The sequence below is a fragment of the Ekhidna sp. genome, assembly GCF_039940915.1.
Lineage (GTDB): Bacteria > Bacteroidota > Bacteroidia > Cytophagales > Cyclobacteriaceae > Ekhidna.
In genome coordinates this window covers 15086-41824 of sequence record NZ_JBDVFO010000001.1, presented here as the reverse complement: position 1 = coordinate 41824, position 26739 = coordinate 15086, and the positions used below count along the sequence as shown (strand labels likewise).

28 protein-coding genes and 4 tRNA genes are annotated in these 26739 nt (G+C 39.0%); 21 read left to right on the top strand and 11 right to left on the bottom strand.

Features of this window, described 5'->3' with window-relative positions; all coding sequences use genetic code 11:
- Nucleotides 1–19: 19 nt before the first annotated feature.
- The 4 genes from ABJF57_RS00185 to ABJF57_RS00170 are packed head-to-tail and all read right to left on the bottom strand — an operon-like array spanning nucleotide 20 to nucleotide 5659.
- On the bottom strand, nucleotides 20–1489 hold the full coding sequence (locus tag ABJF57_RS00185; protein ID WP_462235649.1) for a TolC family protein: 1470 nt from the start codon (nucleotides 1487–1489) through the stop codon (nucleotides 20–22).
- The gene (locus tag ABJF57_RS00180; protein ID WP_462235651.1) at nucleotides 1486–2820 is read right to left on the bottom strand and encodes an HlyD family secretion protein; all 1335 of its coding nucleotides are present in this window, start codon (nucleotides 2818–2820) and stop codon (nucleotides 1486–1488) included. The genes ABJF57_RS00185 and ABJF57_RS00180 overlap by 4 nt, the downstream gene beginning before the upstream one ends.
- A complete protein-coding gene (locus ABJF57_RS00175) occupies nucleotides 2820–4982 on the bottom strand; it encodes a peptidase domain-containing ABC transporter (RefSeq protein WP_462235653.1) in 2163 nt (720 codons plus the stop codon). The genes ABJF57_RS00180 and ABJF57_RS00175 overlap by 1 nt, the downstream gene beginning before the upstream one ends.
- Nucleotides 4979–5659, bottom strand: a complete 681-nt coding sequence (locus tag ABJF57_RS00170) for a TetR/AcrR family transcriptional regulator (protein WP_462235655.1) — start codon at nucleotides 5657–5659, stop codon at nucleotides 4979–4981. Before ABJF57_RS00170 ends, ABJF57_RS00175 begins: the two co-directional genes overlap by 4 nt.
- Nucleotides 5660–6053: 394 nt before the next feature.
- Between ABJF57_RS00170 and ABJF57_RS00165 the strand changes: the two genes are divergently transcribed.
- The 3 genes from ABJF57_RS00165 to ABJF57_RS00155 all read left to right on the top strand — a co-directional run bounded on the left by ABJF57_RS00165 (nucleotide 6054) and on the right by ABJF57_RS00155 (nucleotide 9474).
- Nucleotides 6054–7301, top strand: coding sequence for an efflux RND transporter periplasmic adaptor subunit (locus ABJF57_RS00165; RefSeq protein WP_462235656.1), 1248 nt, complete (start codon nucleotides 6054–6056; stop codon nucleotides 7299–7301).
- 59 nt (nucleotides 7302–7360) lie between these two features.
- Nucleotides 7361–8071 (top strand): ABC transporter ATP-binding protein, encoded by a 711-nt coding sequence (locus ABJF57_RS00160; protein ID WP_436515278.1) that lies wholly within the window; start codon nucleotides 7361–7363, stop codon nucleotides 8069–8071.
- A 98-nt stretch (nucleotides 8072–8169) separates the two neighbouring features.
- Entirely contained in the window at nucleotides 8170–9474 is a 1305-nt protein-coding gene (locus tag ABJF57_RS00155; protein WP_462235658.1) for a TolC family protein, read from the top strand.
- Between the two features lies 1 nt (nucleotide 9475).
- On the opposite strand, the gene ABJF57_RS00150 is transcribed toward ABJF57_RS00155, so the two are convergent.
- From ABJF57_RS00150 to rsfS, 4 genes are read right to left on the bottom strand one after another with little or no spacing between them, the layout of a single operon-like run.
- A complete protein-coding gene (locus ABJF57_RS00150; protein WP_462235660.1) occupies nucleotides 9476–10285 on the bottom strand; it encodes a hypothetical protein in 810 nt (269 codons plus the stop codon).
- Nucleotides 10248–11036 (bottom strand): UDP-2,3-diacylglucosamine diphosphatase, encoded by a 789-nt coding sequence (locus ABJF57_RS00145; RefSeq protein ID WP_462235662.1) that lies wholly within the window; start codon nucleotides 11034–11036, stop codon nucleotides 10248–10250. Before ABJF57_RS00145 ends, ABJF57_RS00150 begins: the two co-directional genes overlap by 38 nt.
- Nucleotides 11037–11039: 3 nt before the next feature.
- Nucleotides 11040–13103, bottom strand: coding sequence for an ATP-dependent zinc metalloprotease FtsH (gene ftsH, locus ABJF57_RS00140; RefSeq protein WP_462235664.1), 2064 nt, complete (start codon nucleotides 13101–13103; stop codon nucleotides 11040–11042).
- Between the two features lie 53 nt (nucleotides 13104–13156).
- Nucleotides 13157–13483, bottom strand: coding sequence for a ribosome silencing factor (gene rsfS / locus ABJF57_RS00135; RefSeq protein ID WP_462235707.1), 327 nt, complete (start codon nucleotides 13481–13483; stop codon nucleotides 13157–13159).
- Nucleotides 13484–13620: 137 nt separating this feature from the next.
- On the opposite strand from rsfS, the gene ABJF57_RS00130 reads away from it, so the two are divergent.
- From ABJF57_RS00130 to ABJF57_RS00100, 7 genes are all read left to right on the top strand, one after another.
- Nucleotides 13621–14337: a biotin--[acetyl-CoA-carboxylase] ligase gene (locus ABJF57_RS00130; protein WP_462235708.1), complete on the top strand. Its 717-nt coding sequence runs from the start codon at nucleotides 13621–13623 to the stop codon at nucleotides 14335–14337.
- A 77-nt stretch (nucleotides 14338–14414) separates the two neighbouring features.
- On the top strand, nucleotides 14415–15722 hold the full coding sequence (gene ahcY / locus ABJF57_RS00125; RefSeq protein ID WP_462235666.1) for an adenosylhomocysteinase: 1308 nt from the start codon (nucleotides 14415–14417) through the stop codon (nucleotides 15720–15722).
- Between the two features lie 268 nt (nucleotides 15723–15990).
- Entirely contained in the window at nucleotides 15991–16581 is a 591-nt protein-coding gene (locus ABJF57_RS00120) for a sigma-70 family RNA polymerase sigma factor (RefSeq protein ID WP_462235710.1), read from the top strand.
- Between the two features lie 324 nt (nucleotides 16582–16905).
- Nucleotides 16906–17472, top strand: coding sequence for a guanylate kinase (gene gmk / locus ABJF57_RS00115; protein WP_462235668.1), 567 nt, complete (start codon nucleotides 16906–16908; stop codon nucleotides 17470–17472).
- A 1-nt stretch (nucleotide 17473) separates the two neighbouring features.
- Nucleotides 17474–18049 carry a nicotinate (nicotinamide) nucleotide adenylyltransferase gene (gene nadD, locus ABJF57_RS00110; RefSeq protein WP_462235670.1) on the top strand — a complete coding sequence of 192 codons (576 nt, stop codon included), beginning with the start codon at nucleotides 17474–17476 and terminating at the stop codon, nucleotides 18047–18049.
- A 26-nt stretch (nucleotides 18050–18075) separates the two neighbouring features.
- Nucleotides 18076–19191 (top strand): helix-turn-helix domain-containing protein, encoded by a 1116-nt coding sequence (locus ABJF57_RS00105; RefSeq protein ID WP_462235672.1) that lies wholly within the window; start codon nucleotides 18076–18078, stop codon nucleotides 19189–19191.
- Between the two features lie 48 nt (nucleotides 19192–19239).
- Nucleotides 19240–19755 carry a hypothetical protein gene (locus tag ABJF57_RS00100; protein WP_462235673.1) on the top strand — a complete coding sequence of 172 codons (516 nt, stop codon included), beginning with the start codon at nucleotides 19240–19242 and terminating at the stop codon, nucleotides 19753–19755.
- Between the two features lie 34 nt (nucleotides 19756–19789).
- Here ABJF57_RS00100 and frr read toward each other — a convergent pair whose 3' ends face one another.
- The 3 genes from frr to ABJF57_RS00085 are packed head-to-tail and all read right to left on the bottom strand — an operon-like array spanning nucleotide 19790 to nucleotide 21618.
- Nucleotides 19790–20344 carry a ribosome recycling factor gene (frr, locus tag ABJF57_RS00095; RefSeq protein WP_462235674.1) on the bottom strand — a complete coding sequence of 185 codons (555 nt, stop codon included), beginning with the start codon at nucleotides 20342–20344 and terminating at the stop codon, nucleotides 19790–19792.
- A gap of 19 nt (nucleotides 20345–20363) precedes the next feature.
- The gene (gene pyrH / locus ABJF57_RS00090; RefSeq protein WP_462235676.1) at nucleotides 20364–21068 is read right to left on the bottom strand and encodes a UMP kinase; all 705 of its coding nucleotides are present in this window, start codon (nucleotides 21066–21068) and stop codon (nucleotides 20364–20366) included.
- Between the two features lie 55 nt (nucleotides 21069–21123).
- Nucleotides 21124–21618, bottom strand: a complete 495-nt coding sequence (locus ABJF57_RS00085; RefSeq protein WP_462235678.1) for an acyl-CoA carboxylase biotin carboxyl carrier protein subunit — start codon at nucleotides 21616–21618, stop codon at nucleotides 21124–21126.
- Nucleotides 21619–21876: 258 nt separating this feature from the next.
- Here ABJF57_RS00085 and ABJF57_RS00080 point away from each other — a divergent pair.
- From ABJF57_RS00080 to rplL, 11 genes are all read left to right on the top strand, one after another.
- Nucleotides 21877–21962, top strand: a tRNA-Tyr gene (locus tag ABJF57_RS00080).
- A gap of 121 nt (nucleotides 21963–22083) precedes the next feature.
- Nucleotides 22084–22156: transfer RNA gene (locus ABJF57_RS00075), tRNA-Gly, on the top strand.
- An 87-nt stretch (nucleotides 22157–22243) separates the two neighbouring features.
- Nucleotides 22244–22315, top strand: a tRNA-Thr gene (locus tag ABJF57_RS00070).
- A gap of 105 nt (nucleotides 22316–22420) precedes the next feature.
- Entirely contained in the window at nucleotides 22421–23608 is a 1188-nt protein-coding gene (gene tuf, locus ABJF57_RS00065; protein ID WP_462235680.1) for an elongation factor Tu, read from the top strand.
- A gap of 95 nt (nucleotides 23609–23703) precedes the next feature.
- Nucleotides 23704–23776: transfer RNA gene (locus ABJF57_RS00060), tRNA-Trp, on the top strand.
- An 18-nt stretch (nucleotides 23777–23794) separates the two neighbouring features.
- Nucleotides 23795–23986 carry a preprotein translocase subunit SecE gene (gene secE / locus ABJF57_RS00055; RefSeq protein WP_462235681.1) on the top strand — a complete coding sequence of 64 codons (192 nt, stop codon included), beginning with the start codon at nucleotides 23795–23797 and terminating at the stop codon, nucleotides 23984–23986.
- Between the two features lie 14 nt (nucleotides 23987–24000).
- Nucleotides 24001–24564 (top strand): transcription termination/antitermination protein NusG, encoded by a 564-nt coding sequence (gene nusG, locus ABJF57_RS00050; protein WP_462235683.1) that lies wholly within the window; start codon nucleotides 24001–24003, stop codon nucleotides 24562–24564.
- 9 nt (nucleotides 24565–24573) lie between these two features.
- Nucleotides 24574–25017 (top strand): 50S ribosomal protein L11, encoded by a 444-nt coding sequence (rplK, locus tag ABJF57_RS00045; RefSeq protein ID WP_462235685.1) that lies wholly within the window; start codon nucleotides 24574–24576, stop codon nucleotides 25015–25017.
- A 9-nt stretch (nucleotides 25018–25026) separates the two neighbouring features.
- The gene (gene rplA, locus ABJF57_RS00040) at nucleotides 25027–25725 is read left to right on the top strand and encodes a 50S ribosomal protein L1 (RefSeq protein ID WP_462235687.1); all 699 of its coding nucleotides are present in this window, start codon (nucleotides 25027–25029) and stop codon (nucleotides 25723–25725) included.
- A 5-nt stretch (nucleotides 25726–25730) separates the two neighbouring features.
- Nucleotides 25731–26261: a 50S ribosomal protein L10 gene (rplJ, locus tag ABJF57_RS00035; RefSeq protein WP_462235689.1), complete on the top strand. Its 531-nt coding sequence runs from the start codon at nucleotides 25731–25733 to the stop codon at nucleotides 26259–26261.
- A 31-nt stretch (nucleotides 26262–26292) separates the two neighbouring features.
- Entirely contained in the window at nucleotides 26293–26673 is a 381-nt protein-coding gene (rplL, locus tag ABJF57_RS00030) for a 50S ribosomal protein L7/L12 (RefSeq protein WP_348283884.1), read from the top strand.
- Nucleotides 26674–26739 lie beyond the last annotated feature (66 nt).

Genomic DNA, 26739 nt, shown 5'->3' with positions numbered 1-26739 from the left:
TTCGAAAGTGAACAGTTTGCTACGGATTTTTTACAATATTGAACAGATCACCTAGCCCAAGTATAGGAACACCGGTTATGTGATAGTACTCAGCTTTACTCTTTTCCCATTTTGCGAAGGCATCATAGTATTCATTTTGAGCTTCTATGTACTTGTCTTGCTGGATATTTAGCTTAAATATATCCGTCTCCCCATTTTGAAGATTGATAATCTCAGCTTCGAGTAGCCTTTTGTAATTCTGTGATACTCCTTGATATTGAGTGAGTAAATCCTGGAAGGCAGTGCTTTGAGCATAGGCTCCCAAGACTTCATTTTTAATGGCAATTTGACTTTGCGCTAAATCATAATCATTGCTCCTTAGTTTCAGGCGAGTTTGTTGAAGTTTGCCTCGTTCCTTCCTTAAGAGGATAGGGAAGGCAAAGTCAATCCCCATTTTGTAATTTTCACCAAAGTCAACGGAACCACCATTGAAATTCGGATCCAGAGGAGCATCTATAAAAGAATAGGATAAGTCTATCTGTGGTTTGATGCTTTCTTTTGCCCATCTGAGGTCAGCGTCCAATTGATTTCTTTTCCCCGCCAGTTTTCCAATTTCGGGGTGACTAGTGAGTGCAAATTCTATGGCACTTTTTAGTTGAGTATCTCTAGGGGTGCTGAAAAGGGTGGATGAATCCGGGAGGACATTTTGCTGCAATTCAAGCGGAATGAGATTTTCCGACCACAGGTGTTTTGATAGGTTTAGCTTAGAAAGCTCATATTCTAACTGGTTTTTTCTGAAATCTACTGTACGTTTTTGAAGATTGATTTTGGCTTGAAGGGTATCCACTACAGCGGCTTCACCAAACTCAAAGTCTATCAATGTGCGATCAAATAAGTTTTGAGCTAAGTCGATTGCTTGCAGCATCAATTGACGCTTTTGATGGAATAGGTACCAGTTCCAATAATCTTTGATAATCGTGAAGAGGATTTTGTTTACCTCTTTGATTTGTTCCGCTTCGGCTATTTGTGAAAAAGCATCTGCTTTCCGTATCAGGTTTCTTCGCTCATCAAAGAATAGTCCTTTCCCAAGAGGCACAGATACTCCTACAGCCACTTGTTGGTTATCAGTGGTATTAGAGATGAAATTCTCGGGATTTAGAAACTGTCCGGTGTTTTGTGTAAACTCTATCTTGGGATCAATCCCGATCCAGGTTGGAATCTTGAATGTGGTATTTAAGAGGTTATAGTATTCAATTTCTTTGAAATCTTTTAGACTGTAATTCAATTCAATTTTCGGATCTAACTGCCCTCTAGCCTCTCGCAGGGTAGCCACGGCATTTTCATTGAGAAGGTCTGCTTGCTTGACAATGGGATGATAAGAAAGTGCCATTTTCAAGACATCTTCCAGCGATAGGTAAGTGGTATCACTTTGAATGATACCGCTCAACGGATCACCTTGTCCAAGCAAAAGCCTAGGAACAACAAGAAAGATGAATATCAAGTTTTTCATTTTTTCTCGTCTTTTGCTTCGGTTTCAATGTCTTCATACATGGTAGGAGGGAAGCCATTCATGTTTCTCCATATTTCATACCAGATAGATACATCGTTGAGCATTACCCAACCTTTAGCAGCAGAACCAATTCGAAGTAAATCAGGCCAGGTTTCATCATTAGGATCTGGCTTCACAATAATCCTAAACATGCCGTTTTTACTTTCAACACGATCTATGACCGCCACTACTCCACCAAATGTTCCTACAGAAGCATTTGGCCAACCGGAAAATTGCAAGGCGGGCCAGCCATCAAATTCCACGCGCACTTTTCGACCCTTGCTTATCAATGGCATATCCATGGCTTCTATGTACATCTCAAATGCCATATCGTTTGATTGAGGAAGGATAGTTACCACTGCTTCTCCTTCCTTGATTGTCTCACCTAGACCGGCACTAATGGCTTTCACAACATAGCCAGACTGAGGAGCAATGATTTGATACTGAGACTGACGAACAAGGACATTGGTAAGCTCGTTCTCCATCTTCGAAATTTGAGCTTGTGTCTCATTTCTGCTCGCAATTGTCTCATTCAGATTGGACTGAGCTTTACTGATTTTATCCATATATTCAGCTTCAATGGACGCCAGTTCTAGTCTTGAATTGGCTAAATCAGCTTTTCGCTGTAGCCATTCATTCTCAACCTTCAATACTTTAGCTCCACTCATTTGAAATTTATTTTCAATCTCCTGAAACTTGGTCAAAGTGATGTTGCCTGCATCAAACCGATTTTTGTTTCTGTCAAAGACACTTTTTGCATTATCGAAGTTGACTTTTTCCGCGATAAAGGCCAGCGAGTCAGCTTCCAGTTTGAGTCTGGATTGTTGAAGCTTGTTTCTGGCCTGTGCCATTTTTGCCACAACCGCACTTTCTAAGGCACTTACCTGATTGTTTAGCGCAGTTATCTTGTTGTCTTTGGCTGCTGCCGCTTTATTCTTAGCGTCAAGTTGCTCACGTATTCGAGCAACAAGATTTGGATCGAAGAATTTGTCTTTGATCTCAGAAATAGTCAAAAGAGTATCCCCTTTATTGACATAGTCTCCCTCAATGATGTTCCAGTTTGTGATTCGTCCAGCAATTGCAGATTCAACCATTTGAGGTCTGTTACTAGGATTCAAGGCGGTAAGCCTTCCTTTACCTCTGATGTTTTGCTGCCACGGGAGAAATAGAAACATGAGAAATATCCCGAAAATCACCATCAGTACTTTGGCTACAGTCCGTCCTATAACAGGAGACTTTAATGTCCTAAGGGAATACAGTTGTGTTTCCGCCAGTTTGTCTAAATGGTCCATTAATAAATATCTTTTAAGATTTCTTCTTTTTTGATCAATTCTTCAAATGGCCCCAAAGCTTTTTGCTCACCTTTGTCTAGAAATAGGACAGTGTCACATGCGGCCATTACCAGCGGATCATTTGAAACAACTATCAATGTCCATTTTCTTTTTTCATCGGTTACAAGTTCGATCAACTTTAACCTTTCACGCTTGGAAAAATTGTTAAAAAAGTCATTCAGGATTAGCATGGCGGGTCGCTTTGCGAGACACCTTGCCAATACAAGTTTGTTGACAAAGGAGGATGAGAATCCTTTTCCACCGCTTAGCATCTCTGTATTCAGGCCGTTAGGCAACCTGTTTATATCATCTTTAAGTCCGACATCCTCGATTGCATCCAGTGCATTTTTTATATCTGATGTGGGCTTTCCTACCAATATATTTTCTAGAATTGTTCCTTCAAAGATGTCCTCCTGTGATACGTTTTTACCTATTCTGTCTCTAATGTAAGTCGCATCCAAATCCCTTAAAGAATATCCATTGTAGGTCATTATGCCTGTATAGTTCTGATGAATGCCAGCTATGATGTTTGTGAGAGTGGTTTTTCCAGAGCCACTTCCACCACTTATGCAGAGAGATTTCCCTTTGTCTACATTTAATGTAATGTTCTTGAGAGACGCATTTCTTCCACCAGGATAGGTGTAGGATACATCATCCATTTTTACTTCATAACCATCTTTAAGTTGACCTTCTGGAATGTCAATACCTCCGGTGTTTTCTAATGGCAAGTCAGTAACCTGAGAGATTTTATCTACTGCAGTGAGCATGTCGTACACGACATCCATGTACATGATGATTTTCTCTACGGAGGCTAATACAAGTATGATGATTACCTCTGAAGCTACAAATTGGCCCAGGGTGATTTCTCTTTGAATAACTAGTATAGTCCCCAATATCAAAAGCCCGCCTGTGATTATTGCTTTGAATAAAAGAATAAAAGCATATTGAGAAATTAGAATTTTGAAGTGTGCACTTCTGTTTTCTAAGTAATTATTGACTAAATAATCTGTTTTTCTAAGGGGCAAAACAGTGTTTCCAGCCAACTTGAAGGAATACAGAGTTCTGGCCATCTCTTCTAGCCAATAAACTACTTTGTATTTATACTTTGATTCCTTGATAGAGCTTTTGAGCCCTTTCGGCCCAGTGAAGAAAAATATGAGGAATAATAAGCCGAGTAAGCCCAATCCAAATACAATAAAAAAGGGGTGATAAAATGCCAATAATAGTAGTCCAAATAAAATTTGAATAATTCCAGTAGATAGGTCAATCAAGATTTTAGGTAATCCTTTTTGGAGGGTGAGGACATCAAAAAACCGATTCATCAATTCTGGCATGTGCATATTCAGCACCGATTCCATTTTTATTCTCGGTACTCTAAAAGCAAACTCGAAGGCGGATTTGGTGAACACCCTGCGTTGTAAATACTCTACGATGGTGATTTGAAGCACCTGAAGAACTCCAGTCCCCAAAGTTCCAATGATAATGAGACCTATGAGTAGGTATACTGAACTGAAGACGACTCCCCCTGAAATGAGCTCAACTGCGGCCTGAATTCCAAGAGGGAGTGTCAAACTCACAAAACCAATTAATGCGGCATATACATATACAAAGAAGATGTCCTTCTTATCTGCGGATAAAAGCTGAAACAATCGCCTGACAGGCGAGATTTTCTTATCCTCCGTACCCGACATAAAGCTTTGATAAGCAAAACATGAAAGGGTAAAGATTTCACCATGGGTATTGGTTGAAAAATGGATATCCTCCAGATTGTCAATTTCAAGAACTTTTAAATCGCCGGCATTCGTGATGAATTCCAAGAGCATTTTCTTCTTGTGCTGCCTTAAAAAAGCAGGATAGAAACCTTCTTGCTCTACAAATACAATTAATGGTGTTTTATTATCGGTGATTAAATCTTTAAGTGTGCCCTTATTAAGATATTTCTCAATCAGCACAACGCCTGCATCATTTGCGGCTTCAATGAGATCTCTTTGAAACTCCGCTATTTCGCTAGCTTCATACTGACGAGGAATCATATCCACGTTTTTGAGATTTGAAATATTCAAATCCATCTTGAGTTTTATCGCACACTCCTGAAGACACCTGATTATTTGCTGATTATTCATTTTTTCAAAGAATTGAAAATGATGGTTAATAAGTATTGGTAATTCTGCTCATAGATGTCCTTCTCCTTTTTGACATCTGAAAGTCTTGGAAGATGTTCTGCGAAAAATAATTGTTGATGAGCAGCTTCCAGACTAGTGCTAGTAAGTGATCGCGGGAATTTAAAATCAGGGTTAATTTCAATCATGTAGGAAGCAATGGTCTCACATAAGGACTTATATCCTCTAAAAACACCTTCCTTGTTTATTTCATCAACATTCTTGGTCAAATATGTTTTGTCAGATTCATTGATCACTATTTGTTGAAGAATTGATTCGCTAATGCCCGGGAAAGAGGGGTCATCCTCGACTTTGGTGCTAATCATCAGAACGGCAATCTTTAATCGCTCCTCGGGATCCGAAATATTGTGTGTCTCAAAAGAAATGCGATATTCTATGTAGTTCCAATACCATGAAATCAGGTAGATGAGTAAGCGGTGTTTGTTTTCAAAATATCGATAGATAGACGCTTCGGTGGAGCCAATGTGAATAGACAACTTCTTAAATGTGAAGGACTCAAATCCTATTTTATCAATAAGAACGATGCTTTCTTGAACAATTTTCTGACCTAAGTCACTTGATTGGGGATCTCTTAAATAAAGAGCCGAGTTCAATTGAATCTGAAGTTTTGCTATCATCATTGTTTATTTAACTATCAAATATAATAGTAAAACTATCATAACGAATAAAAATCATTACTGTTTTGATTTTTTTTTCATTTGATTTTTTGCTAACATTGAAGTCATTAGTCCTTTTTATTTTGAGTTTTTGACCTTTGGGTTCAGGTGTTAGTCCTCCTGGACCTTTTTTTTTGCCTTCCGTCTAGGATTTAGAAACTCTCTTTCCCCATGCTTTTTTTCGCTCCATCCCGACAATCGGTGATCGTTTGTGAACACTTTTCTGTACTATTCTGTACATGCTATTTCTGTGTGTTGCATGAGTTTATTGCGTAAGTGCTTGTTTTATAGGTGTTTATAATTAATGGCATTCTTATTGGCATACTGGCGACCGAAAACCTAAACGACCAAATTGTCAATGGACAGAAAGATTAAAAAGAAAAAGTGGACCGTAAAGAAGATCGCGATATACGCAGGGTCTGCACTACTGATTTTCTTCATAGGGTATAACTTTTTCCTGTCTGGTGGTGGAACCAGGCTCAATGTAGAAAGGAACAAAATCAACATTGCCACCGTGCATGAAGGAGATTTTCAGGAATTCATCCCTGTGGATGGGAATGTTCTTCCAATTTTAACCATTCGATTGGATGCGATTGAAGGCGGAGTGGTAGCAGACAAGTTCTATGATGGTGGAATTTTACTTAAAAAGGGAGATACAATCTTGACACTTGCAAACAATGATCTTATACAAAGCTTTGTAAGGGAAGAAACACAGGCTTCAATTCTTGTGAATAATCTTGAAAACACCAAGCTGAGCTTGCAGAGGAATCAATTCGATCTTCGGAGAAATTTAATTGAGCTTGATTACCAAATTGATGCAGCTAAAGATGCATATGAGCGTGGTGAAAAACTTTTTGAAGATAAAATTATTTCTGAGCAAGAGTTTTTGAACCTAAAACGAGAGTATAATCGCTTGAAGGATAATCGTAAAATTCAAATTGAGTCAAACAGGTTTGATTCTTTAAATGCAGTCATTCAAATAAGACAGACGGAGGAGACATTGATAAGAACCAGAAACAACCTGGGCATGATTAAAAAGAATCTGGAAAATCTTTATATAAAGGCTCCAATTGATGGAAGACTCTCTACAGTTAATGTAGAAGTAGGTGAGTCAATCGCTACTGGACAGAACATTGGACAGATAGATGACTTAAATGGTTTTAAGGTTCGTGCAACTATTGACGAACATTATATATCTAGGATATATGCAGGATTGAATGGTACCTTCACTTTTGCCGGAAATGATTTCGGTTTGGCGATTACAAAAGTGTATCCAGAAGTGAACAGTGGCTTGTTTGAAGTAGATATGGCCTTTGATACAATTCCGAATGGGATACGAAGAGGGCAGACGCTTCAAATCAGATTGCAGCTAAGTGAAAATATCACTGCTGTTCAAATTCCGAGGGGAAGCTTTTATCAAACCACTGGCGGAAACTGGATTTTCGTAGTGAATGAAGATGAAACTGAAGCAGTCAGAAGAGACATTAGATTAGGGCGTCAAAATCAACGCTACTATGAAGTTGTCGAGGGATTGCAACCTGGAGAGAAAGTTGTTGTCTCTTCATATAGAGGATATGAAGACAAAGACATCCTTGTAATTAAGTAACCAATTAGATAACTGAAAGTATTTTTTAAATAGAATCCAAAGACTAAACTCAATAAATCATGGAAAACGCTAAAGCACTTATTCAAACGAAAGATTTAAAGAAATTTTACTACACGGATGAGATTGAAACAACAGCACTTGCTGGTGTAAATCTGACCATCAAAGAAGGCGAATTTGTTGCCATCATGGGGCCATCTGGTTGTGGTAAATCCACATTACTCAATATAATAGGACTATTGGACAACCCTTCTGAAGGGGAATTTCATTTCACAGATTTGGAAATCTCTCAATACAAGGAGCGTCAAAGGGCGGATCTCAGAAAAGCGAATATTGGTTTCGTATTTCAGAGCTTTAACCTGATCGATGAGCTAACAGTGTTTGAAAACATTGAGTTGCCATTGATTTACTTGAAGTACTCTGCGGCAGAGCGTAAGAAAAGAGTAGAGGAAGTGATGGAGCATATGAAAATTATGCACAGAAGAAACCACTTTCCTCAGCAGCTTTCTGGAGGTCAGCAGCAGCGTGTTGCTATCTCAAGAGCGGTAGTGGCTAAGCCAAAATTAATTCTGGCGGATGAGCCAACTGGTAACTTGGATTCGGCAAACGGACAAGAAGTGATGAACCTACTTACTGAGCTTAATGAAGCTGGGACTACAGTAATTATGGTAACTCACTCACCAGTAGATGCAGAATATTCTCATAGAGTCGTGCATTTATTTGATGGTCAGATTGTATCTGAAAACATCAACGCAAAAGAAGCTTTAGTGTAATTCACTTCATACTTACACGAACAGTTACCTGGTCTACCTTTTTTAGGTAGATCAGGACAACTGTATCCTTACTCGAAAACTATCAAGACCTTAAAACCATGCGAAAATTTATTTTCGGGATCATCTTATTACTTGGAATTTCAGCCTCCGCTCAAGACTCTGTAAGAGTACTTTCACTGGAGGAGTGTATAGAAATGGCAAGCAGTAGAAACTTGACTATTAAACAAAATCAAAATAATTTAATAGGGGCCCAGTCTAATAAGCGACAAGCTTTTTACAACTTCCTTCCAAACCTCAACGCAAGTGGAGGGTATAGTTACTTTGATGGAAATAATATTAACTCAGCGGGAGACGTAGTATCTAATACAAGTCGATCCTCGAGACCATCAATTTCTTCTGGTATGGTTTTGTTTAATGCTTTCGCCAATCATCATTTATTGAGTCGAAGAAGGCATGAATTTGAGGCATCCAAATTCCAATTGGAGAATAGTAAAATAACCATTAAAGCTACCGTCATTAGAAACTACCTGAATGTTCTAGTAGACGTTGAAAATGTCCGTATTTCAGATCAAAGACTAGAGTTTTTGGAAGAGCAGTTGGATCGTGAGAAGAAGCGGGTTTCAGTAGGAGTTGGCAACCTAGATGCGGTATACAATTTTCAGTCTCAGGTTGCCAATGAAAGATTGAACAATGTGAATCTTAAAAATCAATACCAATCTGATTTATTGAACCTATTGCAGTCCATCCAGATTGAAAGCTACCAGGGTGTTCAAATTGCTCCTTTAAATATTGAGGACTTAGAGATACTTATTGAGTATGACGAATATAATCAGGTGCTGGACGAGATATTGCAATACTCATTTATGTTGAAGAGTTCGAATGAAAATCGTGATGCAGCACAGTCTCAATTTAAGCAGGCGAAAAGTGGTAGATATCCGTCGATTACAGCGAGTGCGTCCCATTCGAGAAGCTACGCTTCAACAGTTGATGTTGAGTATGCTGAGCAATTCAAAAATACACCAAGTAATAGCGCTGGAGTTACGCTGAGCATTCCTATTTTCAATAGGTATCAGATTCAAAACAGCATTGATAATTCCAAGGTTGCAATGCTTAATTCGCAGCTTCAAAATGAACAGGCAATGTTAGATGTAACGAATGCCGCACAAAGAGATTATCTAGATTTAGTTTCAGCGCAGACGTCTTATAAAACCGCTCAGGAAAATTATGAGGCATTGAATCAAACTTTTGAGTTTATTAAGAAAAGATTTGAGACCGGTAATACGGACTTCTATTCCTATTTAGAAAGTTTGAACAATAAAAACCGTGCAGAGGCTCAGTTGATCAATGCGAAGTATACCATTATATTGAGGAAGCGAATCCTTGATCTATACCGAGGTAAATAATCTACCGTTCAGAACTAGCAGACTCATAAAAAGTCAATTTCTTATTCAATACAGAAACGAATCCATTTCTAGACTTCAATAGCATCTTTGATTCTTTAGGTTGGTCTATTGTTGCATTTACAACACCTTTAAAAGGGTTTATTTCCAAGATCTGATTTGCTGTGAAAGCATAAAGTTGGCCTCCTGCAATATGAAAGTCGATGAGATTTTCAATGGGGATGGTTTGAACTATTCCTCCAAACGAGTCAAATAAGTGAAGGCCACTTTCATCGCCAATCACAAGTATGTTCTGATAGGCTTGCATTCGCCGAATTGTATTTCCTATTGAAATTTGAGCTTCCAGAACAGTGGCTTTTCTTAGCGGATTGATCTTTTTGAGTCTTTGCGGATTGTTTTCTATAATCCAGAAATCACCGTCAGGTGAGGGGCAAGCCATCATGCTAATTTCTAAACTAAAATCTGATAGGGGGTAATTTTTCGGAACGGATGAAAATCGATCTAGAATTGTGACCTGTTGAATGTCAAAATAGAATAAAAATGCTCTGAGGTTATTTTGAACATCTATGAGAGTAATGGATGAATTATTTGAAAGTGAAAAGTTTTCAAGAAACCGACCGTGGGCATCATATTTAGAAAGCCTGCCATCATCAAATCCTACGTATAAGTTTCCCTGAAAATCTATTGAATAGGAACTAGGGGGCTGTTTCAATGAAATTGAATTGGTTTCTTCCAACTGCTGCCCTTCTAAAGTGAATGACAATGCAATTAGAAGACTAATCTTCAAAAACCTTAAGCATAGCTTTTTTCCCATCAAATTCCAGGTAGTTGTATTGAGTTACCCACTCCCCTAAGTTAAAGTATGTCGAGTTCTCTGATACCTGCATTTCAATGGGAAGATGTCTATGCCCAAATATGAAGCAATCAAAACGATCTTTTTCATTAATGGATTTGCAAAACTGCCATAGTCGCTCATCCCCACCTTGAAATTCTTCATCCTGCTCACCATTGGCCAGTCGACTTTTCTTACTCCAATACTGAGCCAGTGATACACCTAAATTTGGATGAATTCTTTGAAAAAGCCACTTACATAACCTGTTGACGAAAATACGTTTCACAAGCTTATAGAATAGATCTCCAGGGCCCAACCCATCTCCATGACCTACAAAAAGCTTTGTGTTATTTACCTCTAATACTATGGGATGATTGTGGACTGCAATACCAAGCTGAGTTGGAAAGTAGTCCCGCATCCATAAGTCGTGGTTGCCTGTGAAAAAATGAATAGAGATCCCTTTATCGCTTAATTCAGCCAGCTTTCCTTGAAATCGAATGAATCCTTTCGGAACTGTATTTCTGTACTCGAACCAGAAATCGAAGATGTCCCCAACCAAAAAAATAGCTGAAGCATCCTGTGATATATGCTCCAGCCATCTAACAATTTTCTTTTCGCGTTGCAGTGATGATTCTTCATCAGGAATTCCTAAGTGGAAATCACTTGCGAAATAGAGTTTTTTATTTGAAGGTAGCTCCTTAAAAGTGCTAATAAGCTGAGGTTCTACCTTCATCTTTTATTCACTTTTTTCAGTGGCAGTCGATTCTTCTTTTTCAACGGCCTCCTTCACATCGTTTTTCACCTTGCTTAGGTCTGCATTTTTCACCTCGTTCTTTTCTGCCTCTTCTTCGTCGGAAGTTCCATTCGTAAAGGCATCATAGGTCGTTTGACTTTTAAATGGTCGTTTACCTATTAGGCCTTCGAGATCAGATTGAAAAATGATTTCTCTCTTCAATAATTCCTGAGCAAGTATCTCAAGCTCACTCTTTTTTGAAAGCAAAAGTTTCTTCGTTCTCCGATACGCAACATCTATTAATGCCTTAACCTCCTTATCAATCAGCTCTGCTGTTGCGTCAGAGTAAGGCTTAGTGAAATTGTAATCAGATTGCTTAGAATCATAAAATGAGACATTGCCAATTTTATCATTCATTCCGTAAACAGTGACAATGCTGTATGCAAGCTTTGTTATACGTTCAAGATCACTCAAAGCACCGGTAGAGATTTTCCCAAAGATGATATCTTCAGCAACTCGTCCGCCTAAAGCCATACACATTTCATCCATCAGCTGTTCAGTCTGATACAAAAATTGTTCCTTGGGTAGGTACTGAGCATATCCCAAGGCTGCGACACCTCTTGGTACGATACTCACCTTAACCAATGGATCTGCATGCTCTAGAAACCAACCTGCAACAGCATGACCAGCTTCATGATAAGCAACTATCTTTTTCTCTTCTGGAGAAATAATTTTGTTTTTCTTTTCAAGACCGCCAATCACTCGATCAATCGCATCATGAAAGTCATCCATATCTACTTTGGACTTGTCTTTTCGTGCGGCTATAAGTGCTGCTTCATTGCATACATTGGCTATCTCCGCACCTGCAAATCCAGGTGTCTGTGCAGCAAGTTTTCTAGTATCTACGTCTTTAGACAGCTGAATAGGTTTGATATGAACCTTAAAAATGGCTTCTCTACCTACTATGTCTGGCTTATCAATACTTATCTGACGGTCAAATCGTCCAGGTCTTAGTAGCGCAGAATCTAAAACATCGGGTCTATTTGTAGCCGCTAGAATGATTACTCCTGCATCCGTAGAGAACCCATCCATTTCCACAAGAAGTGAGTTTAGGGTGTTCTCACGTTCGTCATTTGAACCTGGCATTTGCCCACGACCTCTAGATCGTCCAATTGCATCAATTTCATCAATAAAGACGATACAAGGCGCTTTTTCCTTTGCCTGCTTAAATAGGTCTCTTACCCTTGCAGCCCCCACGCCTACAAACATCTCCACAAAGTCTGATCCGGATAGCGTGAAAAACGGCACACCTGCTTCTCCTGCTACCGCTTTAGCTAGTAAAGTTTTACCTGTTCCCGGAGGGCCTACAAGTAGGGCGCCTTTAGGGATTTTACCACCGAGTTTAGTGAACTTTCCTGGATTTCTCAAGAACTCAACAATTTCACGAATCTCCTCTTTGGCTTCTTCAAGACCTGCGGCATCAGAAAAAGTGATTTTTACCTTATTCTCTGCATCAAATAGGGATGCCCTTGATTTTCCAATGTTAAATATTTGTCCTCCAGGGCCACCGCCTCCGGTCATTCTCCTCATCAAGAACCAAAATCCAAAAATCAGTAGAACAAGAAATCCCCAATTAAAGAAAATGCTGGTGTAATCACCTCTTTCTTCAATTTTGTAATCAAATCGTTGATCATCAGGGATGTCAGCCATTAGCTCTTCAAAATCCTTTACAAACTTGTCGATGCTCACAATCTCAACTTTATAGTGAGGGCCTCCGCCACTGTTGAGGATGCTCTTATTTTGCTCAAGCTCAATCTTGTACTTGGTGTTGCTAAGAGCCTCAGGCTTAAGTGTTATTTCTATGAAGTCTTGATTTTTTATGAGAACGATTTTTTGAACGTCATTTGATCTCACCATTTTTTCAAATGAGCGGTATGTCGTTGTTACGGCTCCACTGTCATTTGAAAATACTGTGAGCCCAATAACGAGCGCTAGTAGTCCTCCAATTAGCCAGCCTTGGATTCCAGGGCGGGGTTTTGGTGCATCTTTTCTTTTTTTATCGGGCATTCTTTTGTTCCTCCTGTGAATTTTTTTTGTTTAGGTAACGAGGTGACTGGTTATTAGTTCTCTTCGATTCGCGTAATTTTCGCATCTCCCCAAAGTTCCTCTAATCCATAAAATGTTCTCTTCTCTTTATTAAATACGTGAGCTACTACGTCTACATAGTCTAATAAAATCCATTCTTTGTTTTGTCTACCTTCTCGTTTCCATGGGTTTTGCTTAGAATTTTTATGAATTTGCTCCTCTACGGATTCAGAGATTGCATCAATTTGAGTATCTGAGTTTCCACTGCAAATAACAAAATAATCGGCTATCGCGTGTTTCACTTCTCGCAGATCCATGACAACAACATCAATAGCTTTTTTGTCCAACATCCCTTCTACCATCCACTCACATACCACTTTCGAGTTGATGTCTTTACTTACCTGCTGATTCACTAATAGTTTACAATTAATTTTACTGCAAATTTACATTAATTCTATTGCATAAAATCTTTGCCAAACCCTTATTCTTAGGTAAAAAAGTGGTTTTCCTGCCACAATGTCATTCAACCAATGATGAGTTGATCCAAATGACACGAAAATACCATGAACCGGAAGGTACATTGGTATATACCGATGATCAGCAAAAAGGGAAAGGACAAAGAGGGAATATCTGGATATCAGAACCTGAGAAAAATATTTTGATGTCGGTTTTGCTTCGACCTAAGTTCTTGCTGCCTGTAGATCAGTTTTATTTAAACCTTGTGGTTGGGTTATCCATTCTTGATACACTCAAATCTTATTTGCCAGGAGAGCTTCATTTGAAATGGCCAAATGATGTTTATCTAAATGATAAAAAAATTTCAGGAGTTTTAATTGAAAATAATTTGAAAGGCAATTCCTTGGAATCTGCTGTTGTAGGAATTGGCATCAATGTAAATCAACGAGGCTATAGAATAAATCATGCAACTTCATTTACTCTCGAAACTAACAAAGAGTTTGAACGAGATGGTATCATAGAAGAATTGCTTTGCAAGCTTGAAAAATGGTATTTAAAGCTGAAGCACGGTGATAAAAGAAACATACTTCATGAATACCACAGACAGCTAATGTGGAGAGGAGAACTACATGTTTTTAAAGCAAATGGTATAGAATTTCAAGGAGAAATAATTGGAATAGATAACCAAGGAAGATTGTCTATCAATGAGAATGGATCACTTAGGTCATTTTCAATTAAAGAAGTGGAATTTATTAGATAGGAAGGTGAACTTAAATTTTTGACTTTGGTTATATCTTTGCACCTCGAAAATTGAAAAGCAATACAAGGAACATACAAATGAGTGTAACTACAGAAAAATTCAAAGTAAAAGACATTGCCCTTGCTGATTGGGGGCGCAAGGAAATTGAGCTCGCTGAAGCGGAAATGCCAGGCTTGATGGCTCTGAGAAAAGAGTACGGGAAAGATAAGCCATTAGCAGGAGCTCGAATCGCAGGCTGCCTTCATATGACTATACAAACCGCAGTTTTAATAGAAACCTTGGTTGAGTTAGGGGCTGACGTGACCTGGTCTTCATGCAATATTTTCTCTACACAGGATCATGCTGCTGCTGCGATTGCCAAATCAGGAGTGCCTGTATATGCGTGGAAGGGGATGAATGACGAAGAGTTCGATTGGTGTATTGAGCAAACATTGTTTGCTTTTGAAGATGGTAAGCCTCTTAATATGATTCTTGATGATGGAGGTGACCTTACCAACTTGGTGTTGGATAAGTATCCAGAGTTGGTTGAAGATATAAGAGGTCTTTCGGAAGAAACTACTACAGGAGTTCACAGGCTTTACGAAAGAATGAAGAATGGTACTCTCCCAATGCCTGCGATCAATGTCAACGATTCTGTAACGAAATCTAAGTTTGATAACAAGTATGGTTGTAAAGAGTCTTTAGTTGATTCGATTAGAAGAGCTACTGATGTAATGCTAGCTGGTAAAGTGGCTGTAGTTGCCGGTTACGGTGATGTAGGGAAAGGTTCTGCTGCTTCCTTGAGAGGGGCAGGCGTTCGAGTGATTGTATCCGAAATCGATCCAATCTGTGCATTACAGGCCGCCATGGATGGATTTGAAGTCAAGAGAATGTCTGATTCAGTTTCTAGAGCAGATATCGTGGTGACTGCTACGGGAAATAAAGACATTATCAAAGGTGAACACTTTGAGAAAATGAAGGATAAGGCAATAGTTTGCAATATTGGTCACTTTGATAATGAAATAGATATGGCGTGGTTAAAGAAGAACCACGGTGATTCACACGTTGAGATCAAACCACAGGTAGACTTATACAATGTCAATGGAAACGATATCATCGTTCTTGCGGAAGGAAGATTGGTGAACCTTGGCTGTGCTACAGGTCATCCTTCGTTTGTGATGTCAAATTCATTTACGAACCAAACATTGGCTCAGCTAGAGCTTTGGAAGAATTACAAGAACTACGATAACGCAGTTTACATGCTCCCTAAGCACCTAGATGAAAAAGTGGCGGCACTTCACCTTTCCAAAATTGGTGTAGAGTTAGATACCTTATCTAAAGATCAGGCCGATTACATCGGAGTGGAAGTTGCTGGACCATTCAAGCCAGAATACTATAGATATTAAGCATTTGATTCTTAACAAGATAAAAGGGTTCTTCCATAGGGAGAATCCTTTTTTGTTTATGCATTTCCTGTCTCATTGGCAGACTTTGTTTGCTGGCAGGGTTTTAGATATACCGTCTTGACACTGATTGATGGAGGATTGTCAGGCACTGAACAAACTCCATGAAAAGAGGTTAGCAAATAAGGTTCTTTAAAAAATAATTTCCTTATTTAGAACAAATCTAAATCAGTAGCGTATATTGATGTACATACACATAAATGAGAAAGCCATGACCAATCAAATAGATACTCCAGTTAAAAGATCATATTCTGAAGCAAAGAAAGTACAGGTATTTGATGGGGAATTCATGCCTCATGTGGACTCCATGTACAATTTTGCTTATCGCCTGACTTTTGATGAAGATGATGCCAAAGATTTGGTTCAGGATACGTACATGAAAGCCTATCGCTTTATTAATTCATTTCAAGAAGGCACAAATGCGAAAGCGTGGTTGTATAGAATTCTGAAAAACAGTTTCATCAACGATTATCGGAAGAAAAGCAAACAACCAGCAAAAGTTGATTACCAGGAAGTAGAACAATTCTATAATTCTGAAGATACCATCGGCAACGCCACAGTAGATCTGCGTTTAGAGACAACAAAGGATATGATTGGTGATGAAATTAGCAATGCGCTTAATTCATTGGCCGTAGACTTTAGAACTGTAGTGATCTTATGTGATCTGGAAGGATTCACTTATGAGGAAATGGCTAAAATTCTGGATATCCCTATTGGTACTGTTCGCTCACGACTTCACAGAGCAAGAAACTTGCTAAGAGAAAAACTTGGATCATACGCGCTATCGATGGGGTACAATTAATTTGAACTTTTTTTTACTTCTCAGCATTGCATACTAATACGAAAAATACATTCTAGAATGTCAGATTGTCCCGATTGTGGTTGCAGTGATTTTGATAAATGCTTGAGGATACTAAACCTCATACTGGATAATGAGGCTACTCCCAGTCAAGTGGAGTTCTTTAACTCGCACATAGAAAACTGCATGGTCTGTTTTGCGCATTATAACGTGGAAAAGCAAATTCGTCAACTTCTTAAAACAAAGTTGAATAATAAATCCGTTCCCAGCGCTCTCGCAAATGATATTAGAGGTAAGATTGTGAGATGATCATTTTAACTTCGCCTGATGGAAGGAAAAGCGATCATATTTTCAGCACCATCGGGAGCTGGTAAAACCACAATTGTACATAGCCTTCTAGATAGGATTCCCAGCCTTAGATTTTCCATTTCAGCAACCACAAGAGCTAAACGGCCAACAGAAATAGATGGGCGTGATTATTATTTTTTACCTGTTGAAGACTTTGTATTCAAAAAAGAATCAGGTGATCTTTTGGAATGGGAAGAGGTTTATGAAGGTACTTTTTATGGGACCTTAAAAAGTGAAGTAGCCAGAATTTGGAGTGAAGGAAACCATGTGATTTTTGACGTGGATGTGAAGGGGGGCAAACGCTTGAAAAAGATATTGGGAGATCAGGCCATTTCTATTTTCGTAAAAGTAAGTGGGGAGGATGTTTTGCGCGAAAGACTTGAAATGAGAAACACAGAAAGTGATGAAGTGCTAAATATGCGAGTGAACAAAGCCGCGGAAGAAATGAAGGAAGAAATTTATTTTGATCGGGCTGTCCTCAATGAAAATTTAGATGACGCCATCAATGAAGCTGAACATATAGTAAAGTCATTTATTGCAAACTAATATGGAAATCGGATTATTTTTTGGATCATTCAATCCTATTCATGCCGGGCATATGATTATAGCAAGTCTGGTTAAAGAGACCACTGATGTAGACGAGATATGGTTTATCGTTAGCCCTCAAAATCCTTTCAAGAAAAACAAAAACCTTCTGCATGAATTCGATAGGCTAGATATGGTAAATGCAGCCATCGGTGATGACTACCAATTCAGGTCAAGCGATGTTGAATTCAACATGCCGCGTCCGAGCTATACAATAGACACACTTACCTTTCTTCAGGAAAAACATCCGGAAAAGAAATTTCATTTGATTATCGGCGAAGACAATCTGGAGTCTTTTCCAAAATGGAAAAATCATGAGAAAATTCTAGAGCACTTTGGATTGATTGTTTACCCTCGGCCCCACTCGAAAGAAAGCCAACTATCAAAATTTGAAAACGTAAGAATGATTGAAGCGCCTGAAGTAGATATTTCTGCGACACTCATTCGGAAACTCATCAAGGAGGGAAAGTCAATTAAATACCTTGTGCCAGATGCTGTGGTGGAGATGATTCAAACCAAAGGGTTCTTCAAAGATTAGGATTAAGTAACCTCAAAGGCCAATGAATGAATTTTGAAATGAATCTGGTGCAGATGCTAGTCATCACATCTGTTGTAAATGGTTTGGTTTATTCCATTCTGATACTTTTTAAAAAAGAAAACAGATCTGCCAACTACTTTCTTAGCCTGCTGTTAGTCTCTCTCAGTTTTACATTTACTCCATATTTCATAAGTGGTAAGTACTTTCAGGATTTCCTGTGGTTAAGTTGGCTTCCGTTTTCGCTTGCTTATTGGATTGGCCCAGCATTGTTTTTTTATATTCGGTTTCTTACCAATCCTGCATATAATTTTCCCAAAAAACACCTCTATCATTTTTTACCCATTGTCCTAAACTACTTTCACAGTTTATATCATGCGATTCCTGCCATTCAGCCAATGTATCCGGTTCATGTTCTTGCCGAATGGCTAGAATATGGTTCGTTCATATCTGTCTTCATATATGCTTGGCTTTCAATTAATATTTTGAATGGATACAATCAATCCATATTAAGCCAACTGTCTTCCATTGAAAATGTGCATTTGCACTGGCTGAAGAATTTCATTAAAATTCTTGGGAGCTTATTTATCGTTGTACTACTCTATCACATCATTGTAGATGGTATATATAATAAAAGGTATCACCATGATGGAGAATACTATTTGCAGCCGGTTTTGATTTTATATTCCGTTACGATGTATTGGCTGACCATTGGTGGCTACCGACAAACCCAAACACTGAATCGCCCAATTGATCTACGCTTCACATCAAGAAGTAGTAGCGCGGATTTACTGATTAAATCAGTGAATGAAAATAAAGCATTCCTCAATCCAGAGCTTAGTTTGAAAGGACTTAGTGATTCTGTGAACCTGTCTCAATCAGAGATATCAGAGATAATTAATCAAGAGCTGGGGAAGAACTTCTATCAATTCATAAATGAATTCAGAGTGGAGGAGGCAAAAACAAAACTATTGGATCCTAGTCTTAGGCACTTAAAGATCGTCAGTATTGCCTATGATTCAGGATTCAATTCAAAAGCAACTTTCAATAGGTTTTTCAAACAGGAGGTAGGCATGTCACCGAAAGAGTTTATAAACCAGACAAAAGCGGCTAAAAATTACGCAGCGAGACCAGAAGGCATTTAGTGAGACCTCTGTAATGTGTCTATTCATGAGATTCAAGAAAAAAAACTCATGAAACAACTTATGACTATTATTTTGTGCGTAATCGGCACATCAGCACTATCTCAAAGCATCAAGGATCTTGATTTTCTAATCGGTGAGTGGGAGGTAAAAGAAACCTTATATCCAGGGACAGAAAGAACGTGGACTGAGAATGGGAAAAGGACATGTGGATATTATCTAAAGGACAGGTTCATCAAATGTGAATCATTGACAGTGGATAGTAGAAATCAAAAAGAAAGAGCTTATGTCTACTTTTTTAACTATGATGAGAAGCAAGAATGCTTTCAGGTTACATCTTTAGCACATGATTTCCCTTTACATGGACAGCATAAATGGTTTCTGGATAAAGAGAATAAGATAATCCAGGCAATTTCACCAGTCAACGTATTTCAAGATAAGTTCTTTAGAGGAACGATTGATTTCAGCAATCCAGATAAGATAGTTTGGAATGGATGGGCGAGTAAGTATATTAAGGATAAAGAGTGGAAGCAGGTATTCAATGACGTAACATCTAGAAAAAAATAAAATCTAAGGTGGCCCTCTTTGGGCCACCTTAGAACTAAACTGTCATAATATCTTTCTCCTTGCTTTCAACTAGCGTGTCAATCTTGGCAGCATACGTATCGGTAAGCTTCTGCACATCTTCTTCTGCATTTTTTACCAAGTCCTCAGAGATACCTTCTAATTTCTTAAGCGAATCATTCGTGTCTTTTCTAGCATTGCGAATACTTATTTTTCCCTTTTCAGCCTCTGCTTTCACCTGTTTCATAAGCTGAAGACGTCTTTCTTCTGTCAAAGGAGGGATGTTGATTCGAATTTGCTCTCCATCATTTTGAGGATTAAATCCGAGGTTGCTATTAATAATAGCTCTTTCGATTTCCTGGAGCATCGTCTTTTCCCAAGGCTTTACGCTGAGCGTGCGTGCGTCTGGTGTTGTTACGCCGGCTACTTGATTGAGGGGCGTCATTGTTCCATAGTATTCGACTTCAATACCATCTAGCATGCCAGGCATTGCTTTACCTGCTCTGATTTTGGCAAATTCATCAAGTGTATGCTGGACCGCACTTTCCATCATCTCTTTAGCGGTATCCAGATAAATCTCTATTTCTTCCATAGTTAGAAAATTACAATAATCAATTAATGAGTGTCCCCACTTCTTCTCCTGCCACTATTTTTTCAAGATTACCTTTCGTATTCATATCAAACACGATTATAGGTAAATTATTTTCCTGACAAAGTGTAAAAGCAGTCATATCCATAATGTTCAAATTCTTTTCATATGCCTCTTGAAAGGATATTTTGGAATATCGCTCAGCATTTGGATTTTTCTCCGGATCCTCAGAGTAGACACCATCTACACGTGTGCCTTTCAATACAACATCCGCCTCTATTTCAATAGCTCTTAAGCTTGCAGTTGAATCTGTGGTGAAATACGGGTTTCCAATACCAGCGCCAAATATGACAACTCGCCCTTTTTCAAGATGCCTTATCGCTCTCCTTCGTATGAATGGTTCACAAACTTGTTCCATCTTCAACCCAGACATCAACCGAGTATACATCCCATGTTTTTCAAACATGCTTTGAAGAGCCATAGCGTTAATAACAGTCGCCAGCATTCCCATATAGTCTCCTTGTACCCTATCTATTCCTGATGCCTCTGCTTCCACACCTCTAAATATGTTGCCACCACCTATGACAACAGCTACTTCTATTCCCTCATTTACTACTTTCTTTATTTCTTCAGCATACTGAGTTAGACGATTTGAATCAATGCCGTGCTGTTTCTCACCCATTAATGCTTCGCCGCTCAATTTTAGTAGTATTCGTTTATAGGTCATTTTGTGGTTTTATGTATGATGAAATCGTGCAAATATATACTTGTTTGCTTCGGAATTATTCGAATGAAATCAAGACTTGATTTTTTTCAACATTCTCTTTCTCTGCAACGTGGATCTTGTCCACTTTCCCTTCACCTGGAGACTTAATTACATTTTCCATTTTCATCGCCTCCAATACAAGTAATTGATCTCCCTGTTTTACTTCAACTCCTTCAGTAATCAAAATATTCAGAATAGAACCTGGCATAGGCGCCTTTACATCTTTTACTGAAGTACTAGCAGCTACGTTCATGCCCAACTTATTCAGGATTCGATCAATGTGATCTGTCACCTTAATATCCAATAGGTGATCATTTACTTTCAACTTCATTTCCTTCCCAAGCAGGTCTACAATCTCCACTCGGTAGATCATATTTTCTTTAAAAACCTTTAAAGTATTTTCATTGATTTTCACGACCTCTCCATCAAAGAGCTGATCATTAATGAAAAGCTTATCTTTTTTGCTTGAGACACCAACTTTACTGCTATCGCCTACCTTTACTTCTATCATTTTTAGACTGGGTTTGAATTCAGTGGCTCAAAAATATGGATACTAATGTGCATTAAAAATTAAGGTTCATTTTTTAAGTAGTAGGAATCTTGATATTTAGCTGAAATTCCGTGTTATCTCAAAAAAAAATGCACTGAGGATGAAATAGTTTTTTTATATAAAAGTGAAAATTTGATTAGTTGAAAAAACGATATACTTTTGCAATCCTTTTTCTGGAAAGCATCTAGGAAAAGACGTTCTTGAAAGTACTTAAAACAAGGGGAGATACTCAAGCGGCCAACGAGGACAGACTGTAAATCTGTTGGTGTATTCCTTCGCAGGTTCGAATCCTGCTCTCCCCACCATATTCAAACAGGTGTAGTTACCGGTTGCTATGATTTGTCCGAGTCACCTGATATCAATCTCTGAAAAAGTTCAGAGATTAAGTATTGAAATTTAACAAGTCTCTAGCGAGACTATAAATAAGCGGGTGTAGCTCAGTTGGTAGAGCGACAGCCTTCCAAGCTGTAGGTCGCGGGTTCGAGCCTCGTCACCCGCTCAATTAACTTTGAGCGATTCGTAGCAAGTTTTCAGTTCTTAGCTTAACTATACAACTAGTTAACTTGAAACTAATCAACTAAAGCAAGCCGATGTAGCTCAGGGGTAGAGCGTTTCCTTGGTAAGGAAGAGGTCAGGGGTTCAAATCCCCTCATTGGCTCTTGGTTCAAGGGGAAGAGGAGAGAGATAGAAGAGGAGAGTTATAAGAATAGAATTTTAGAAAATAGAGTAATAACATAAATTAAACAAACGAGGATTATCAAGCATGGCTAAAGAAACCTTTGATCGTTCGAAACCACATGTTAACATTGGTACAATCGGACACGTTGACCATGGTAAAACAACTTTAACTGCTGCCATTTCAGCTGTACTAGCTGGAAAAGGATTGGCAGACATTAAAGACTTTTCTGCGATAGATAACGCACCAGAAGAGAAAGAAAGAGGTATTACCATTAATACTTCACACATTGAGTATCAGACTGAAAAACGTCACTATGCTCACGTGGATTGCCCTGGTCACGCGGATTATGTAAAGAACATGGTAACTGGAGCAGCTCAGATGGATGGAGCTATCATAGTAGTAGCAGCTACTGACGGCCCAATGCCACAAACACGAGAGCATATCCTTCTTTCAAGACAAGTAGGAGTACCAGCACTAGTGGTATTCATGAACAAAGTCGATTTGGTAGATGATCCTGAGCTTCTTGAGCTAGTAGAAATGGAAATCAGAGAACTTCTCTCTACCTATGATTTTCCAGGAGACGATATACCAGTAATTCAAGGTTCTGCACTGGGCGGACTTAACGGTGATGCTAATTGGGTAGGAAAAATTGAAGAGCTTATGGATGCTGTGGATGAATACATTCCACTTCCTGAAAGAGCTGTAGATAAAGATTTCTTGATGCCAGTTGAGGATGTATTCTCAATTACTGGTCGAGGTACTGTTGCTACTGGTAGAATCGAAAGAGGTGTAATCAACTCTGGAGATCCTGTAGACATCATCGGTATGGGTGCTGAGGATTTAAAATCTACGATCACTGGAGTAGAGATGTTCCGTAAGATTCTTGATAGAGGTGAGGCTGGTGATAACGTTGGTCTTCTTTTGAGAGGTATTGAAAAAGATCAGATCAAAAGAGGTATGATTATCTGTAAGCCAGGATCTGTAACTCCTCACGCTAAGTTCAAAGCAGAGGTTTACGTTCTATCAAAAGAAGAAGGTGGACGTCACACTCCATTCTTCAACAAATACAGACCACAGTTCTACTTAAGAACGACGGATGTAACAGGAGAGATTATGCTTCCTGATACAATAGAAATGGTAATGCCAGGTGACAATGTCACTATAGAAGTGAACTTGATTAACCCAGTAGCACTAGAGAAAGGATTGCGATTTGCGATCAGAGAAGGTGGACGAACTGTAGGTTCTGGTCAGGTAACTGAAATTCTTGATTAATAAATAGTTATCCCGACGTACGTAAGTAGGTCGGGATTTGTTTATACAAACTGATTACTCTAAATTTGCAGTCCTTTTGGGACTGCTTGTTTTTTACGGGTGTAGCTCAATTGGTAGAGTAGTGGTCTCCAAAACCATTGGTTGGGGGTTCGAGTCCCTCCTCCCGTGCTAAAAAGAAGGAAAATTATGTCTAAAGTTATTTCATTTTTCAAGGATTCATACGATGAATTGACACACAAAGTGTCATGGCCGAAGTATGGTGACTTGCAAAATAGCGCCGTCTTGGTGCTCGTAGCATCGTTAATTTTTGCGCTCATGATTGGAGCCATAGATTATGCCTTCGAAAATTTAATGGAATTTATTTATCAGGAACTATAATACGTACGGGTAGGATGGAGCATAAGTGGTACGTAGTTAGAGCCGTTAGCGGCAAGGAAAAGAAAGTCAAGGAAGCCATTGAGAATGAAGTGGTAAGACAAGAATTGGCTGATTATATTCCTCAGGTACTTATTCCTTCGGAAAAAGTATATGAGATGCGCAATGGCAAAAAGAGAGTAAGAGAAAGAAATTTCTTTCCAGGATATGTATTGATCCAAGCCGACTTCTCCAATGGCGAGGTTCAACATCTGGTTACGAATAAAGAGCTAATTCCCAATGTGATCGGCTTTCTAGGATCAACGGGGAGTAGCACTACAAAAGATCCAATTCCTTTAAGACAAGCTGAGGTCAATAGAATTCTCGGTAAAGTTGATGAGGTTGAGGAGTACGAAGAGAAGCTCGATACCCCATACATTGTGGGTGAGAGTGTGAAAGTGATGGACGGTCCCTTTAGTGGCTTCACGGGTACAGTAGAGGAGGTATTTGAGGATCGTAAGAAGCTTAATGTTACGGTTAAGATTTTTGGCAGAAATACACCTGTCGAATTGAATTATATACAGGTAGAAAAAGAAGATTAATAAGGTAAAATGGCTAAAGAAATAGCAGGCTATTTAAAGTTACAGATTCGAGGAGGAGCGGCTAATCCCTCACCTCCTGTAGGTCCAGCACTTGGTGCTAAAGGACTGAATATCATGGATTTCTGTAAGCAATTTAACGCCAGAACACAGGATAAGCCAGGACAGCTTCTTCCGGTTCTTGTTACAATTTTTGCAGACAAGTCTTTCGAGTTTGTTATCAAAACGCCTCCAGCAGCTTCACTTATAATGGAAGCAGCTAAGTTGAAAAAAGGATCTTCCGAGCCTAATCGTGTGAAAGTGGGTTCAGTATCATGGGATCAGGTCAAAGTAATTGCTGAGACCAAAATGCCAGATTTGAATGCATTCAATATCGAGTCTGCTATGAGAGTAGTGGCCGGCACAGCACGAAGCATGGGTGTGAAAATTTCAGGTAAAGCCCCTTGGGCAAATTAATATTTGGTAATGGGAAAGCTTACAAAAAATCAAAAGAAAGCTCAGGAGCTATTAGAGGTTGGAAAAGAGTATTCTTTGGAGGAAGCTTCAAAATTGGTGAAGGAAATAACCTTCGCGAAGTTCGATTCTTCTGTAGACCTTGACATCCGATTGGGTGTCGATCCAAAGAAAGCTGACCAAATGGTTCGTGGAGTAGTATCTCTACCTCATGGAGTAGGTAAAGATGTGAGAGTTTTGGTGCTATGTACACCTGATAAGGAACAAGATGCAAAAGATGCGGGTGCCGATCATGTTGGTTTAGATGATTATGTGAAGAAAATCGAAGGAGGTTGGACAGACATAGATGTGATCATCACCATGCCGACAGTAATGGCGCAAGTAGGTAAACTCGGACGAGTACTCGGACCTAGAGGTTTGATGCCTAATCCAAAGTCAGGAACAGTGACAATGGATATTGGACAGGCAGTAAAGGAAGTAAAAGCTGGAAAAATCGACTTTAAAGTTGACAAGTTTGGAATCATCCACACGAGTGTGGGTAAAGTGTCATTTGACTCTGATAAGATCAAGGATAATGCGCTCGAAATGATCCAGACAGTTTCAAAATTGAAGCCTGCCTCCGCAAAGGGGACATACTTCAGGTCGATTACACTCTCAAGTACTATGAGTAGTGGAATAGCGATTGATAAAAGTAGCATAACAAGCTTATAAGAGTTATGACACGAAAAGACAAAGCACAATTAATAAGTGACCTTACAGCAAAGCTTAAGGAAACAGATCATTTCTATATAGCTGATACTTCAGGTCTCACAGTGGCTGAGATCAACAAGTTCAGAGAAATGTGCTTCAATAAAGGAGTAGAATATAAGCTTGTGAAAAACACGCTTATAAAGAAGGCCCTTGAGAATGTAGATGGAGACTATTCGTCTTTGGACGATGTGTTGAAAGGTACGTCTGGTATAATGTTCGTAAACGAAGTTGCCAACGCACCTGCGAAAATCATTAAAGACTTCAAGAAAGGAGACGCTAATGACAGACCGAAATTCAAGGCTGCTTCAATAGACTCAGATTTATTCATAGGTGAAGATCAACTAGGCGCACTTGCTAGCTTGAAATCTAAGCAAGAGCTTATAGGAGAAGTTATCACACTATTGCAATCGCCTGCTAAGAATGTTCTTTCTCTACTTCAAAGTGGAGAACAGAAACTTGCTGGTATTGTTAAAACACTTTCAGAACGAGAGAATTAAAAAATTTTAAACAGAATTAACACTTAATAAAATGGCGGATTTAAAAGAATTTGCAGAGCAACTAGTAAACCTTTCAGTAAAAGAGGTAAACGAATTAGCTAACATCCTTAAAGATGAGTACGGAATTGAGCCAGCTGCAGCTGCAGGACCAGTAATGGTTGCTGGAGGCGGTGGAGCTGAAGGTGGAGCTGAAGAAGAAAAATCTTCTTTCGACGTGATCCTTAAGTCTCCAGGTGGCGCTAAACTTGCCATCGTTAAGTTGGTGAAAGAACTTACTGGACTAGGCCTTAAAGAAGCAAAAGAGCTTGTTGATGGTGCTCCTAAAGCAGTAAAAGAAGGAATCGCTAAGGACGAAGCGGAAGCATTGAAAAAGCAGCTTGAAGAAGCTGGCGCTGAAGTCGAATTAAAGTAATTAGCACATAATACCAAAGGTTTAGGCCTGGCTCCCTCCCGAAATTTTCGGAATAAGGGATCAGGT

What these genes read in the sequence shown, in the direction of transcription:
- tuf (WP_462235680.1), top strand. Translation starts at nt 22,421, where the DNA reads ATGGCTAAAGAAACCTTTGATCGTTCGAAACCACATGTTAACATTGGT.
- ABJF57_RS00170 (WP_462235655.1), bottom strand. Translation starts at nt 5,659, where the DNA reads ATGATGATAGCAAAACTTCAGATTCAATTGAACTCGGCTCTTTATTTA.
- ABJF57_RS00175 (WP_462235653.1), bottom strand. Translation starts at nt 4,982, where the DNA reads ATGAATAATCAGCAAATAATCAGGTGTCTTCAGGAGTGTGCGATAAAA.
- gmk (WP_462235668.1), top strand. Translation starts at nt 16,906, where the DNA reads ATGGAAGGAAAAGCGATCATATTTTCAGCACCATCGGGAGCTGGTAAA.
- ABJF57_RS00150 (WP_462235660.1), bottom strand. Translation starts at nt 10,285, where the DNA reads ATGGGAAAAAAGCTATGCTTAAGGTTTTTGAAGATTAGTCTTCTAATT.
- ABJF57_RS00165 (WP_462235656.1), top strand. Translation starts at nt 6,054, where the DNA reads ATGGACAGAAAGATTAAAAAGAAAAAGTGGACCGTAAAGAAGATCGCG.
- ABJF57_RS00160 (WP_436515278.1), top strand. Translation starts at nt 7,361, where the DNA reads ATGGAAAACGCTAAAGCACTTATTCAAACGAAAGATTTAAAGAAATTT.
- ABJF57_RS00145 (WP_462235662.1), bottom strand. Translation starts at nt 11,036, where the DNA reads ATGAAGGTAGAACCTCAGCTTATTAGCACTTTTAAGGAGCTACCTTCA.
- rplL (WP_348283884.1), top strand. Translation starts at nt 26,293, where the DNA reads ATGGCGGATTTAAAAGAATTTGCAGAGCAACTAGTAAACCTTTCAGTA.
- rplK (WP_462235685.1), top strand. Translation starts at nt 24,574, where the DNA reads ATGGCTAAAGAAATAGCAGGCTATTTAAAGTTACAGATTCGAGGAGGA.
- rplA (WP_462235687.1), top strand. Translation starts at nt 25,027, where the DNA reads ATGGGAAAGCTTACAAAAAATCAAAAGAAAGCTCAGGAGCTATTAGAG.
- ABJF57_RS00155 (WP_462235658.1), top strand. Translation starts at nt 8,170, where the DNA reads ATGCGAAAATTTATTTTCGGGATCATCTTATTACTTGGAATTTCAGCC.
- ABJF57_RS00120 (WP_462235710.1), top strand. Translation starts at nt 15,991, where the DNA reads ATGACCAATCAAATAGATACTCCAGTTAAAAGATCATATTCTGAAGCA.
- rsfS (WP_462235707.1), bottom strand. Translation starts at nt 13,483, where the DNA reads ATGGTAGAAGGGATGTTGGACAAAAAAGCTATTGATGTTGTTGTCATG.
- ABJF57_RS00180 (WP_462235651.1), bottom strand. Translation starts at nt 2,820, where the DNA reads ATGGACCATTTAGACAAACTGGCGGAAACACAACTGTATTCCCTTAGG.
- secE (WP_462235681.1), top strand. Translation starts at nt 23,795, where the DNA reads ATGTCTAAAGTTATTTCATTTTTCAAGGATTCATACGATGAATTGACA.
- rplJ (WP_462235689.1), top strand. Translation starts at nt 25,731, where the DNA reads ATGACACGAAAAGACAAAGCACAATTAATAAGTGACCTTACAGCAAAG.
- ABJF57_RS00105 (WP_462235672.1), top strand. Translation starts at nt 18,076, where the DNA reads ATGAATTTTGAAATGAATCTGGTGCAGATGCTAGTCATCACATCTGTT.
- nusG (WP_462235683.1), top strand. Translation starts at nt 24,001, where the DNA reads ATGGAGCATAAGTGGTACGTAGTTAGAGCCGTTAGCGGCAAGGAAAAG.
- ABJF57_RS00185 (WP_462235649.1), bottom strand. Translation starts at nt 1,489, where the DNA reads ATGAAAAACTTGATATTCATCTTTCTTGTTGTTCCTAGGCTTTTGCTT.
- pyrH (WP_462235676.1), bottom strand. Translation starts at nt 21,068, where the DNA reads ATGACCTATAAACGAATACTACTAAAATTGAGCGGCGAAGCATTAATG.
- ahcY (WP_462235666.1), top strand. Translation starts at nt 14,415, where the DNA reads ATGAGTGTAACTACAGAAAAATTCAAAGTAAAAGACATTGCCCTTGCT.
- nadD (WP_462235670.1), top strand. Translation starts at nt 17,474, where the DNA reads ATGGAAATCGGATTATTTTTTGGATCATTCAATCCTATTCATGCCGGG.
- ftsH (WP_462235664.1), bottom strand. Translation starts at nt 13,103, where the DNA reads ATGCCCGATAAAAAAAGAAAAGATGCACCAAAACCCCGCCCTGGAATC.
- ABJF57_RS00085 (WP_462235678.1), bottom strand. Translation starts at nt 21,618, where the DNA reads ATGATAGAAGTAAAGGTAGGCGATAGCAGTAAAGTTGGTGTCTCAAGC.
- frr (WP_462235674.1), bottom strand. Translation starts at nt 20,344, where the DNA reads ATGGAAGAAATAGAGATTTATCTGGATACCGCTAAAGAGATGATGGAA.
- ABJF57_RS00100 (WP_462235673.1), top strand. Translation starts at nt 19,240, where the DNA reads ATGAAACAACTTATGACTATTATTTTGTGCGTAATCGGCACATCAGCA.